Annotated in this window: 11 protein-coding genes; 3 read left to right on the forward strand and 8 right to left on the reverse strand. The window is 67.2% G+C overall.

Annotation, left to right across the window (positions count from 1 at the left end; all coding sequences use genetic code 11):
* Positions 1–7 precede the first annotated feature (7 nt).
* Together glcE and glcD are read right to left on the reverse strand one after the other, a co-directional pair.
* Positions 8–1054, reverse strand: coding sequence for a glycolate oxidase subunit GlcE (gene glcE / locus PJ259_RS15330; RefSeq protein WP_271653382.1), 1047 nt, complete (start codon positions 1052–1054; stop codon positions 8–10).
* Positions 1054–2553 carry a glycolate oxidase subunit GlcD gene (gene glcD, locus PJ259_RS15335; protein WP_271653383.1) on the reverse strand — a complete coding sequence of 500 codons (1500 nt, stop codon included), beginning with the start codon at positions 2551–2553 and terminating at the stop codon, positions 1054–1056. Before glcD ends, glcE begins: the two co-directional genes overlap by 1 nt.
* Positions 2554–2761: 208 nt before the next feature.
* On the opposite strand from glcD, the gene glcC reads away from it, so the two are divergent.
* Together glcC and PJ259_RS15345 are read left to right on the forward strand one after the other, a co-directional pair.
* Entirely contained in the window at positions 2762–3529 is a 768-nt protein-coding gene (gene glcC / locus PJ259_RS15340; RefSeq protein WP_059316654.1) for a transcriptional regulator GlcC, read from the forward strand.
* 136 nt (positions 3530–3665) lie between these two features.
* A complete protein-coding gene (locus PJ259_RS15345) occupies positions 3666–5030 on the forward strand; it encodes a hemolysin family protein (RefSeq protein WP_059316655.1) in 1365 nt (454 codons plus the stop codon).
* A 12-nt stretch (positions 5031–5042) separates the two neighbouring features.
* Here the strand turns inward: PJ259_RS15345 and PJ259_RS15350 are convergent, their stop codons facing one another.
* Positions 5043–6941: a sensor domain-containing diguanylate cyclase gene (locus PJ259_RS15350; protein WP_271653384.1), complete on the reverse strand. Its 1899-nt coding sequence runs from the start codon at positions 6939–6941 to the stop codon at positions 5043–5045.
* Positions 6942–7127: 186 nt separating this feature from the next.
* Positions 7128–8015 carry a M23 family metallopeptidase gene (locus PJ259_RS15355; protein WP_271653385.1) on the reverse strand — a complete coding sequence of 296 codons (888 nt, stop codon included), beginning with the start codon at positions 8013–8015 and terminating at the stop codon, positions 7128–7130.
* A gap of 350 nt (positions 8016–8365) precedes the next feature.
* Here PJ259_RS15355 and PJ259_RS15360 point away from each other — a divergent pair, with 350 nt between their 5' ends.
* Complete coding sequence (locus PJ259_RS15360; protein WP_271653386.1) at positions 8366–9166, forward strand: helix-turn-helix transcriptional regulator; 801 nt, start codon at positions 8366–8368, stop codon at positions 9164–9166.
* Positions 9167–9193: 27 nt separating this feature from the next.
* Here the strand turns inward: PJ259_RS15360 and PJ259_RS15365 are convergent, their stop codons facing one another.
* The 4 genes from PJ259_RS15365 to pstB all read right to left on the reverse strand — a co-directional run bounded on the left by PJ259_RS15365 (position 9194) and on the right by pstB (position 12774).
* On the reverse strand, positions 9194–10093 hold the full coding sequence (locus PJ259_RS15365) for a peptidoglycan DD-metalloendopeptidase family protein (protein ID WP_271653387.1): 900 nt from the start codon (positions 10091–10093) through the stop codon (positions 9194–9196).
* 77 nt (positions 10094–10170) lie between these two features.
* Positions 10171–11091, reverse strand: a complete 921-nt coding sequence (locus tag PJ259_RS15370) for a response regulator (protein WP_271653388.1) — start codon at positions 11089–11091, stop codon at positions 10171–10173.
* Between the two features lie 72 nt (positions 11092–11163).
* Positions 11164–11889, reverse strand: a complete 726-nt coding sequence (gene phoU, locus PJ259_RS15375) for a phosphate signaling complex protein PhoU (protein ID WP_059316661.1) — start codon at positions 11887–11889, stop codon at positions 11164–11166.
* 57 nt (positions 11890–11946) lie between these two features.
* The gene (gene pstB / locus PJ259_RS15380; RefSeq protein ID WP_156428981.1) at positions 11947–12774 is read right to left on the reverse strand and encodes a phosphate ABC transporter ATP-binding protein PstB; all 828 of its coding nucleotides are present in this window, start codon (positions 12772–12774) and stop codon (positions 11947–11949) included.
* Positions 12775–12793 lie beyond the last annotated feature (19 nt).

Here is a 12793-nt window from a genome sequence, read left to right on the forward strand (position 1 = left end):
CGCTCCCTTACAGCCCGGCGTACAGCCGACCCGGATTGAAGATCCCCTGGGGGTCCAGGCGCGCCTTGAGGCGACGGTGATAGTCCAGCAGCGCGGCCGGCAGCGGATGCTGGGCCTCGCGTTCGGCGGCGGGCGTATAGCAGAGGGCATGGCCGCCAGCGCGCTCGGCGATCTCGCGCAGGACCGTGGCCGGGGCATCGCTCTTGAGCCAGTACTGGGCACCGCCCCAGTCCAGCAGCCGGGTGCCGGGCAGCTCCAGCAATGGCGTATTGACCGGTACCGACAGTCGCCACAGCGGCGCGGGGCCAGCGAAGAAGGCCAGGCGCTGTTCGTTGAGGTCGTCCCAGAAAGCCTCGGTCAGGCTGTCACCGCCAAGGCGATCGACCGCCGAGCGTACCGAACCCTCGCCACCTTCCAGGCGCAGGTGCAGACGCTGGCCGTCATGGCAGGCCGCCGAAATCGGCAGGGCTTCGCGGCCCCAGACGGCGAGGCGCTGCAGGGCGCGCTCGGCGTCCAGTTCCAGACTCAGGCTCTGGGTGCAGCGCGGCTTGGGCAGGACCTTGAAGGACACCTCGGTGACCACCCCCAGGCAGCCCTGGCTGCCGGCCAGCAGGCGGGAGACGTCGTAGCCGGCGACGTTCTTCATCACCTCGCCGCCGAATCTCAGGTGTTCGCCAGTGCCGGTGATCAGTCGGGTACCCAGGACGAAGTCCCTCAGGCTACCGGCCCAGGGCCGCCGCGGACCGGAGAGGCCGCAGGCCAGGGTGCCGCCGACCGTGGCGCCCTCCCCCAGCCCTGGCGGTTCGCAGGGCAGCATCTGGCCCTGTTCGGCCAGGGCGGCATTGAGTTCGGCCAGCGGTGTGCCGGTACGGACCGTGGCCACCAGTTCGGTGGGGTCGTAATGCACCAGGCCGCGATGGCCACTGACGTCCAGCGGCTCACCGTCCACCGGGCGGCCCAGGTGGGCCTTGGTGTCGCCGCCATGGATACGCAGCGGCTGGCGACGAGTCAGGGCCTCGCGGACCTGGTCAAGGAGCAGTTCCAGGTTGTCCATCAGAAACGCTCCAGTTCGGGGTGGGGCAACTGGCCGTGGTGCACGTGCAGCCCGCCGAACTCGGCGCAGCGGTGCAGAGTAGGCACGTTCTTGCCGGGGTTGAGCAGCCCGGGAGCGTCGAAGGCGGCCTTCACCGCATGGAAGAAGGTCAGCTCGCCCGGCTGGAACTGGGTGCACATGGCGTTGATCTTCTCGCGGCCCACGCCGTGTTCGCCGGTGATGGTGCCCCCCACCGCCACGCACAGATCGAGGATGCGCCCGCCCAGGGCCTCAGCCTGCTCCAGTTCGCCGGGGCGATTGGCATCGAAGAGGATCAGCGGATGCAGGTTGCCGTCGCCGGCGTGGAAGACGTTGCCCACCGCCAGGCCGTATTCCGCCGACAAGGCCTCGATACCGCGCAGGACTTCGGGCAGGGCGCGACGCGGGATGGTGCCGTCCATGCAGTAGTAGTCGGGCGACAGCCGCCCCACGGCGGGAAAGGCGTTCTTGCGCCCGGCCCAGAATTTCTGCCGCTCGGCCTCGTCGCGGGCCAGGCGGATCTCGGTGGCACCGGCGGCGGCCAGCAGGGTGCTGACGCGCTCGATATCGGCGGCCACGTCGGCCTCCACCCCGTCCAGCTCGCAGAGCAGGATGGCGGCGGCGTCCACCGGGTAGCCGGCGTGGATGAAGTCCTCGGCAGCTCTCAGGGTCAGGTTGTCCATCATCTCCAGGCCACCGGGGATGATGCCGGCGGCGATGATGTCGGCCACCGCCGCCCCGGCGCGCTCGATATCGGCGAAGCTGGCCATCACCACCCGGGCACAGGGCGGCTTGGGCAGCAACTTGACGGTTACCTCCACCACCACCCCGAGCAGGCCCTCGGAACCGGTGAACAGGGCCAGCAGGTCGAAGCCGGGACTGTCCAGGGCGGCGCTGCCCAGGGTCAGGCGCTCGCCTTCCAGCGTGACGATCTCCACCGCCAGCACGTTGTGCACGGTCAGACCGTATTTCAGGCAGTGCACGCCGCCGGCGTTCTCGGCCACGTTGCCGCCGATGGAGCAGGCGATCTGCGACGAGGGATCGGGAGCGTAGTAGAGATCATGGGGCGCCGCGGCCTGGGAGATGGCCAGGTTGCGCACCCCGGGCTGGACCCGGGCACGGCGGCCATCGGGATCCACCGCGAGGATGCGATTGAAGCGCGCCATCACCAGCAGCACGCCCTGCTCCAGCGGCAGGGCACCGCCGGAGAGACCGGTACCGGCACCGCGCGCCACCAGGGGTACGTTCAGCTCATGGCAGAGGCGCAGGGTCGCCTGCACCTGCTCCACCGTTTCCGGCAGCACCACCAGCAGCGGCGTGGTGCGGTAGGCCGCCAGGCCGTCGCATTCGTAGGGCTTGAGGTCTTCCCTGTCGTGCAGCAGGCAGTGCTCGGGCAGCGCAGCACGCAGTCGCTGCAACAGCTGCGCCTTGTCCGGGCGGGGCAAGACGCCGTCGAGACGTTCGTCGTAGACCAGGCTCATCGGGTAACCACCCTTGTTGTTGTTCTGGCTGGAGAGGCTTCGTTGTACCCCGACTGCAACGGGCCCGTCCATTGCTCGGCGTACTGGTCATACCAGTTTTTTCGTCTTCTTCGACCAAAGGATTAGCCTGTTTCTGCCGCCTTGACGGCGATGAGCGCCAGTGGCTCACTAGCGTTGAACCTTGTGGTCATACCAGCAGGAAACCAGCATGTCCGCGCCCATCGCCCGCCTTCCCGTCGCCGAGAACGTCAGCCAGCAGATCGAACGCCTGGTGGTGGACGGCGTGCTCAAGGTCGGCCAGCCGCTCCCCTCCGAGCGGCGCCTATGCGACAAGCTCGGCGTCTCCCGGACCGCCCTGCGCGAGGGCCTGGGCCTGCTGCGTGCCCGTGGCATCATCGAGACGCGCCACGGCCAGGGCAGCTTCGTCGCCCGGCTGGCGGCGCCGGCGGCGGAAAATCCCCTGCTGCACCTGTTCAGCAGCCAACCGCGCACCCTCTACGACCTGCTGGAAGTCCGCGCGCTGCTGGAGGGCGAGGCCGCGCGCCTGGCCGCGCTGCGCGCCACCACCGCCGACCTGGTGCTGATCGGTCGGCGCTACGAGGAGCTCTGCGCCGCCTGCCAGGATCCGGCCAGCCTGCCCGCGGAAACCCATGCCCGCCTCGACCACGCCTTCCACCTGGCGATCAGCGAGGCCTCGCACAACCCGGTGCTGGTGCACACCCTGCAATCGCTCAACGAATTGCTGCTGGGATCGGTGTTCGCCTGCATCGCCAATCTCTATCACCGCCCGCCGCAGCGCCGCGAAATCGACGCCCAGCACGCCCGCCTCTATGCCGCGGTGAGTGGACGCCTGCCCGACGAGGCCCACGCCGCCGCTCGCGACCATATCCACAGCGTCAGGGACAGCCTGCGCGAGATCGAACAGGAAGAGCAGCGGCTGGTACGGGCGACCATGCGTCTGGAGGGCTGGACCTGAGCCGGGGCAAAGGCCTGCGCCAGACGTGACGCAAGACCTGACAGGCGCCAACCCGACCATCCGTCGGGCGCAACATCTTGCAACTGCCCTGCCCCGCCCCCATGCTTAGGCGACCTTTCTCCAGCTCTCGGCCCTAATGGACCCTTCCACTAGTCTTTCCTCGACGTTGTTCGCCGATCTCGGCCTCGTGTTCTTTGCTTTCTTCCTCGTGCTGCTCAACGGCTTCTTCGTCGCCGCCGAGTTCGCCATGGTCAAGCTGCGCGCTACCCGCGTGGAGGCCATCGCCAAGAAGCACGGCTGGCGCGGACGCATCCTCAAGAAGGTGCACAACCAGCTCGACGCCTACCTCTCCGCCTGCCAGCTCGGCATCACCCTGGCCTCCCTGGGCCTGGGCTGGGTCGGCGAGCCGGCCTTCGCCGAATTGCTCGAACCGGTGCTCGGTGCCGTGGGGGTCAACAGCCCCGAGGTGATCCACGGCATCGCCTTCTTTTCGGCCTTCTTCATCATCTCCTACCTGCACATCGTAGTCGGCGAGCTGGCACCCAAGTCCTGGGCGATCCGCAAGCCCGACCTGCTTTCGCTGTGGACGGCGGTGCCGCTGTACCTCTTCTACTGGCTGATGTATCCGGCCATCTGGCTGCTCAATGCCAGCGCCAACGGCATCCTGCGCATCGCCGGCCAGGGCGAGCCGGGCGCGCACCACGAGCACCACTACAGCCGCGACGAACTCAAGCTGATCCTGCACTCCAACCGCGCCACCGACCCGGACAGCCGGGTGCTGGCCTCGGCCGTGGAGCTGGGCGAGCTGGAGGTGGTGGACTGGGCCAACTCCCGCGAAGACCTGATCTACCTGGACAGCAAGGCCAGTCTGGACGAGATCCTCACCCAGATCCGCCGCTCCAAATACAGCCGCTATCCGGTCTATGACGAAGACAGCCAGACCTTTACCGGGGTGCTGCACATCAAGGACCTGCTCCTGGCCATCGCCGGGCTGGACAGCGAAGTCGCCTCCTTTGACCTCGACGACCTGGTGCATCCGCTGGAGCGGGTGACCAAGCACATGCCGCTGTCGGAACTGCTGGAGCAATTCCGCCGCGGTGGCGCGCACTTCGTGCTGGTGGAGGAAGCCGACCACAAGGTCATCGGCTTCCTGACCATGGAGGACGTGCTCGAGGTGCTGGTGGGCGACATCCAGGACGAACACCGCAAGACCGAACGCGGCGTGGTGGCCTACCAGCCGGGCAAGCTGCTGGTGCGGGGCGATACCCCCCTGTTCAAGGTCGAGCGACTGCTGGGCATCGACCTGGACCACGTCGAGGCCGAAACCCTGGCCGGCCTGATCTACGATAGCCTGAAGCGCGTTCCGGAAGAAGAGACGGTGCTGGACGCCGAAGGCTTGCGCATCATCGTCAAGAAGATGAAGGGTCCGAAGATCGTCTTGGCCAAGGTCATCAAGCTGGACCCCAAGGACGCCCGCCGGCACTCACCCGAAGAACGCTGAGAAGGGGCGCCCTCAGCCGCGGCCGCTGCCCAGCCCCGGCAGGCCATCGCTCAGGCAGACGCGGTTTCGGCCGCCGCGCTTGGCGGCATAGAGCGCCCGATCGGCATCTTCTAGCAGTCCCAGGCCGTGTTCGAGGTTGCTCGGCACGGCCACCGCGACGCCAAGACTGAGCGACAGCCGCAACCGCCCCTGCTCGGCTTCCAGCTCCAACCCCGCCACCTCCTGACGGATGCGCTCCGCCAGCACCTGGGCCGCCGCCAGGTCGCTGCCTGGCAAGGCGATGACGAACTCCTCGCCGCCGTAGCGCGCCGCTACCTCACCGGCACGCTGGGTGTGCCGGCCCAGCACCTCGGCCACGCACTTCAGGCATTCATCACCCAGGGTATGGCCATGGGTGTCGTTGACCGCCTTGAAATGATCGATGTCCAGCAGCAGCACCGCCAATGGACGCTCCGCGCGAATGGCGCGCCGGATCTCCTGCTGGAAGACCCGCTCGAAATGCCGGCGATTGCTCAGCCCGGTCAGGGGATCGGTCTGGCTCTGATGCAGCAGCTCCCGATTCAATCGCTCCAGCGCGGCCTTGGCCTGCTGCAACTCCACCGTGCGCAGCGCCACTCGCAGTTCCAGCTCGACAAATGAGGCCTCTCGCTCCCGCGTCAGGGCGGTAGAGGCTTCCAGCGCCTGGCGCTGCGCCTCGATCCGCGCGCGCCGTCGCAGGCTGAGGCCCTCGCTGAGCCCTATGGACAGGACCACGAAGCCCAGCGCGAAGCCGGTCATCTGACCGTGGAAGGCCAGGCTCGTCGGCGCCAGCCAACCCGCGACCGCCAGCAACTGGACCAGACTGCCCAGCAGCAGCAACGCCCAGGCGGCGCTGAACCACAGCGCCATGCGATTGCCATGCAGCGCCAGGTACGAGGTGGTGCCCAGCAGGCCCAGGCAACTCAGCGCCATCATGCCGAGCAGTTCCTGGAAGCTCAGCAGATTCGGCCAGAACAGCGCGACGACCAGCGCCACGCTCCAATAGCCGATGAGCAGGCGATTGCCAAAGTCGATCCAGCGGCCACCGTGATAGAGACTGAGCAGATAGCGGACGAACAGGCCCGCGCTCAGGAAGCACAGGGCGGCACACACCAGGTGGGCACGCAGGCCGAAGGCCGGACTGTCCGGCCAGAGCAGCCAGGCGCCGTAGCCGGTGGTCACCGCCTGATACCCGATGACGCTGAGCAGATAGAGGGCATACCAGCCAAAGCCCGAGCGACGCCCGAAGCTCCACAGCGTGAGGGTCAGCAACAGGATGGTGAACAGACCACCAAAGAAGCCGCCGATCAGCCAGGCATCCTGCTGGGCTTCCTTCAGATAGACGGTCGGCGTCACCAGGCGCAGCGGCAGGATGAAGGTCTCGCGCGACTCCAGGCGCAGATAGACCTCTTCCACGGCGCCGGCCTTTGGCGTAAGGGCGAACATCAGCTGGCGGCCAGGCAGGGCTCGCGCCGCTGTCGGCAAGGCGATGCCGCTCCGTTGCAGCGGGCTCCAGCGGCCAGCGCTGTCGCGCGTGCGCACGTCGAGCCGATCCAGCACCGGCCAGCTGGGAATCAGCCACCAGGCCTGGTCATCGCGCCCCTGGATGCGAAAGCGCAGCCAGAGTCCCTGGCGCCCGTCGTGAAGCAGCATCTCCAGCACGCCAGGCGCATGCCAGCCCTGTTCCGTTCCGCTGGGTCGGGCGGCGGCCTCGGCGAAACTCAGGCTGGCCGGCGCCTTGAGGATTTCCAATACTGGCCGCGGATCGTAGGTGCGGGCGGGATCGTCGAGCAGCAGCACCTGCGCCCGGCAGTCGAAGGCGACCAACAGCAGCAACAGACAGAGAGCATGGCGATGCCTACAGGCGCGCAAGGCGACTAAAAGTCCATTCATGGGCAGCGTCCACGGCCTGGAGAGAGATAGGCAGCTGGAAGACCAGCGGGCTAGACGGGAAAAGGCAAGTGATAGCATAACGCCACCTGCCCGGTGCCTGGCAATGGATTTCTAAGCGCGGCGGCGCCCCTGACCGCCTGCCAGACAGGCGGCGACGCTATGGCAGGAACGCCTTTACCGTGGGACTCAGCGGTCGCCCAGCGCCATGTTGGGCAGCGCCGCCAGCGGCCGCACGAAGCGGAAGGGAATGGAGACCATTTCGCCGCCTTCGCGAGCCTGGACCACGAAGTGCAGATGGGGGCCGGTGCTGCGTCCGGTATTGCCGGACTCCGCCAGGGGCGTACCGATCTCCACCCGCTCGCCGGGACGCACCTTGACCGAGCCGCGGCGCAGGTGCAGATAGGCGCTCTGACTGCCATCTTCGTGGGCGATGCGCACGAAGTTACCCGACGGACTGGGGCCATGGCCGAACTGGCCGTTTTCCACGTCGATCACCGTGCCGGCGCGGGCGGCGCTGATCGGCGTGCCCTCGGGCATGGCGATGTCCACTGCATAGCGGCCCTTGGGCGTGTGGTGACTGAAATCACCCCCGGCGCCCTGGGTCACGTAGTAGTTCCCCTCCCGCCAGGGCCAGGCGTAACCGTAGCCCAGTCCGCTGCCGGTCGCGCTCGGAGCGCCGTCCGCCAGCGGCGGCAGGGTGCCGACGGCCAGCTGCGGGCTATAGTTGAACGACTGGTCGAAGTGCATGGGAAAGCCCTGCTGGCGCTTGCGAATCACCGCCAGCTGCACGGTGGAGCGCGGCGCCACGACCTGACGGATCGGCCGTTCGGCGCCGGCCACGTTCACGGTGCGTTGCAGGCGCAGTTCGACGCGTACGGGTACGTCGAAATCGTTGCGGACTTCGAAGATGCGACCCTCGCTGGCATTGCGTACCTTCAGCCTGACCTGCCCCTTGCGGGCCTGGCTCTTGGCGGAGGTCTTGGTCAGGGTCGCCGACTCGGCGGCCGGTGCAACGGCGGGCACGGCCAGGGCGAGGGTCAGGCAGGTGATCAGGGCGGTCAGGCGTCGGTCCATGGCATAGGGCCACCATGATGGGCAAGGACAGACGCTAACAAAGCCGCAGCGCGTGAGCGATGCCCAAACCTTGGCTTTGTGAAGCCGCTGGCAAAGCATCGTCATGAATAAAAAAGCGAGGCACTCAAATCCCTGTGCCACGCTGTCACCGATCGGACGGTAGTTCAAAATACAGGCCTGACGGTTCAGGCAGGTCAGCCAAGCGGCGGGTGTTCTGTGCGACACTCCCGCGAGAGGCATGTCTTCGGCGTGCAGAGGGATCACCCCTGGGCTCGCCTAATGCTCCGGCCATAGTGCTGCAGGTTAGGCCCTAGCGCCTTGACGATGCCCAACCGAAACGGACAGCCGCTATGCAGGAACAGACAATCGACCCGGCGCGGAGCGTGGCCGCGGACGCCCCCGTCCCCGCCGCCGGGCCCCTGGTGTCCCAGCTCAACACCTTCGTCCATGGCCAGGTGTGGCCGCCGCATGTCCACGATCAGGCGCACCTGATGTACACGGTCAACGGCGTGCTGGAGGTCACCACTCACGAAGGGGTCTGGTACGTCCCGCCCAAGCAGGCGATCTGGATTCCACCGCGCATCGAGCACCAGGCGCGGGCCAATGGCGAAGCCACCCTGCAGGTGGTGGTGATCGAGCTGCCGAGTAGCCTACCCTGCCCCCAATCGGCCACCCGCATGGTGCTCATCTCGCCACTGCTGCGCGAACTGCTGCGCTGCCTGCGCCGGGGCGGCGCCTCCTATGGTGAGGCAGAGCTGGGCGGGCATGTGCGGGCGCTGATGCTGGCGGAACTGGTGTTTCTCGAAGAGACCGCGCTGCACCTGCCGGCGCTGGCCGATCGCCGGCTGCAGACCATCCAGACCAGCCTGCACGCCGATCCCGCCAACGACACGGCGCTGGAGACCTGGGCGCAGCAGCTGCACCTCTGCTCGCGCAGCCTGGCGCGACTCTTCCTCAAGGAAACCGGCACCAGCTTCTCCACCTGGCGCCAGCACACCCGGCTGATGCTGGCCCTGCCACGCCTGGCCGCCGGCGAGCCGGTGACCCGCGTCGCCCTGGATCTGGGCTATGCCTCACCCTCGGCCTTTACCCGGATGTTTCGCCGGGTGCTGGGCGTATCGCCCAGCGAGTATCTCAACGCCCAGGGCTAGCGGGTTCTATCTGACAAGCGCCAAGGATCAGGGACCGCCGACGGCGAAATTCGGCAGGCTGTCCACCGCCTGGGCGAAGCGGAAGGGAATGGACTCGACGGCCTCGCCGGTATTGCGCTGAACCACGAAATGCAGGTGCGGCCCGGTGCTGCGTCCGGTGTTGCCGGAAGCCGCCAGCGCCTGGCCGGTACGCACCCACTGCCCTTCGCTGACCTTGATCGAGCCGCGCTGCAGGTGCAGATAGACGCTCATGGTGCCGTCGTCGTGGAGGATACGGACGAAGTTGCCGGAAGGATGGTTGCCGCGGCCGTCCTGGCCGTTCTCCACCTCGACCACCTGGCCGCTGCGCGAGACCACGATGGGCGTACCCTCGGGCATGGCGATGTCCACCGCATAGCGACTCTTGGGGGTGTGGTGGCTGAAACCGCCGCCAGCGCCCTGGCTGACGCTGAAGGGCCCGCCCAGCCAGGGCAAGGGATAGGCGAAGCCCGCGGTGAAGACCGGCGTGGCGCTACCCATCAGGGTGGTGAGCTGGGGGGTGTAGCGCTGCGGGCGGTTCGGATCGGGGGCGACCAGGGTAGCCAGGCGGGTCAAGCTGCGCGCCGGCAGCACCTTACGGATCGGCGCCTCGCCCACGCCGCTGACGTTCTGCAACGCCGAGAGGCGCAGGGTCACGGTCACCGGCAGGAAACTGTCGTTGCGCACCTCCAGCACCGTGCCACCGGCATAGTGCCGCGGTTGTAGCTTGACCCGCTGGTCCAGCCGCTCGATGGGATCGTCGCTGAAGGTCATCACCTTGGCGCCCTTCTGCGCCTTGTCGGTGTAGGTGACCACGCCATTGGCATCGACGTACTTGTAGATGGGCGCCGCCAGGGCGGTACCGGACAGCGCGAGCGACAGCAGCAACAGGCGGTGGACGAGGGGCATGGGCAGGGCGTCAGAAATCCGCGGTATCACCGCGTCAAGCAGTCTCCGTGCCAGCCCCCTCATGGCGCCACCCTGCCCTAGGCGCCCGGCACGTAGTGCCGCTGAGCGGTGCCCTTGGCGATCAGCCGCGACAGATAGTCGAGCTTGGCCGGGTCACGGTCGATGAAGCGGAAATTGACCTGCACCCACTCGCTGGCCGGCGTCGCTTCCACCGCGGTCAGCGAATGCAGGTAGCCGTTGAGACGTGCCACGTCACCGCCGTCTTCGCCCTGCTCCAAATCGAGCACGGCAGTTTCCAGGATTTGCGGTAGCGGATCACCCCGACGGACCACCAGCAGGGCCTCCTTGATGCTGATGGCCTTGATCAGGCAGGCCATGCTGGCGTTGGGCAGACGCAGTTGCCCCTGACCGAAGTTGGGAGCGGCCTTGCCCCGGGTGGGAGCCGACGGCGCAGCGCCAGTGAGCAAGGCGGCACTGGAGGAAGCGACCGGTGCGGCGGCGGGCGCGGCGGTCGGCTGGACCACCTCGCTGCGGCCGGCGGTCAGGGCACCGAGAGAATCGTTGGCGAAACCGGTGGCCGGGCGCGGTTGGGCCCCGGCCTGCAGCTCGGCCAGCTTGCCGGTGCGCTGCAGGGCCTTCTTGACCTTGGCGGCCAGTTGCTCGTTGGAGAAGGGCTTGCCCATGTAGTCGGACACGCCGGCCTGGATGGCCTGGACGACGTTTTCCTTGTCGCCGCGGCTGGTGACCATGATGAAGGGCACGCCCTTGTGGTCCGGCTGGGCACGAAACCAGGTCAGCAGTTCCAGGCCGGTCATGCCGGGCATTTCCCAGTCGCAGAGGATGAGGTCGAAACGCTGCTTGCCGAGTATCGTCTGGGCGCGGCGACCATCGGCCGCCTCATCCACCACGAGCCCGGGAAACAGATTGCGCAGGCCCTTCTTGATCAGATCGCGGATGAAGGGCGCATCGTCCACAACCAGTACGTTCAACTTGCTCATCGGTCACTCCATGCCAAGTCTTGCAGCATAGCAGGCAGCTCCGGGACGCTACCCGGGGAGTGACCGGGCGGATCATTCCCGCGACCGGTTGACCTCTTCGGCCATGCGCTTGAGGCCCATGTGCCGTACATCGGTACCCTGCACCAGGTAGATCACCAGTTCGGCGATGTTGCGCGCATGGTCGCCGACCCGCTCCAGGGAGCGCAGTACCCAGATGATGCTCAGTACCCGGGAGATGGAGCGCGGGTCTTCCATCATGTAGGTGGCCAGCTCGCGCAGGGCGGACTTGTACTCGCGGTCGATCAGCTTGTCGTACTGGGCCACCGACAGGGCCAGCTCGGCGTCGAAGCGGGCGAAGGCGTCCAGCGACTGGTGGACCATCTTGCGCACCTGCTCGCCGATGTGGCGGACCTCGACGTAGCCACGCGGGGCCTCGCCGTCCTCGGTCAGCTCGATGGCACGGCGGGCGATCTTCGAGGCTTCGTCACCGATGCGCTCCAGGTCGATCACCGACTTGGAGATGCTGATGATCAGGCGCAGGTCGGATGCAGCCGGCTGACGGCGGGCCAGGATGCGCAGGCATTCCTCGTCGATGCCGCGCTCCATGATGTCGATCTGGTCGTCGATGGTGCGCACCTGGCGAGCCAGACCGGCATCGGCGTCGATCACCGCGCGCACGGCGTCGCTGACCTGCTTTTCCACCAGACCGCCCATGGCCAGCAGGTGACTGCGGACCTCCTCCAGTTCGACGTTGTATTGCTGGGAGATGTGCTGCGTGTGACCGTCTTTGTTGATCATGCTGTCAGTCCTGCCTGAGAGGATCGAGTCGCCGGGTGGGCACCGGTCTGCCTGGAACTAGCCGTAGCGGCCGGTGATGTAGTCTTCGGTCTGCCGCTTCGCCGGATTGGTGAAGAGGGTATCGGTGTCGCCGTGTTCGACCAGCTGGCCCATGTACATGAAGGCGGTGTAGTCGGACACCCGCGCCGCCTGCTGCATGTTGTGGGTGACGATGACGATGGTGTAGCGCTGTTTCAGTTCGTGGATCAGCTCTTCCACCTTGAGGGTGGAGATGGGGTCCAGCGCCGAGCACGGTTCGTCGAGCAGCAGCACGTCGGGCTGCACGGCGATGGTGCGGGCGATCACCAGCCGCTGCTGCTGGCCGCCGGAGAGGCCCAGGGCGGACTCGTGCAGACGGTCCTTGACCTCGTCCCACAGCGCCGCGCCGTGCAGCGCCCATTCCACCGCCTCGTCGAGCACCCGCTTCTGCTTGATGCCCTGGATGCGCAGGCCATAGACCACGTTTTCGTAGATGCTCTTGGGAAAGGGATTGGGCTTCTGGAACACCATGCCCACCCGCCGCCGCAGCTCGGCGATCTCGGTGCCGCGGGCATAGATGTTCTGGCCATCGAGCAGGATTTCGCCCTCGATGCGGCAGTCTTCCACCAGATCGTTCATGCGATTGAAGCAGCGCAGCAGGGTCGACTTGCCACAGCCGCTGGGACCGATGAAGGCGGTGACGCGCTGGCGCGGGATCTCCAGGGCGATGTCCTGCAGCACCTGCTTCTTTCCGTAAAAGAGGTTGAGCCGCGGCACCGACAGGGCCACGCCACCTTCGCTCGCCGCCGGCTGGGCGCTGGCCGCGTAGGCGGCGGCGGTTCTGAAGATGGAGGAATCGGAAGGCATGGGGTCTCCTCGGCCGTGG

The sequence above is a fragment of the Pseudomonas sp. JBR1 genome, from assembly GCF_028198185.1.
Lineage (GTDB): Bacteria > Pseudomonadota > Gammaproteobacteria > Pseudomonadales > Pseudomonadaceae > Chryseomonas > Chryseomonas oryzihabitans_E.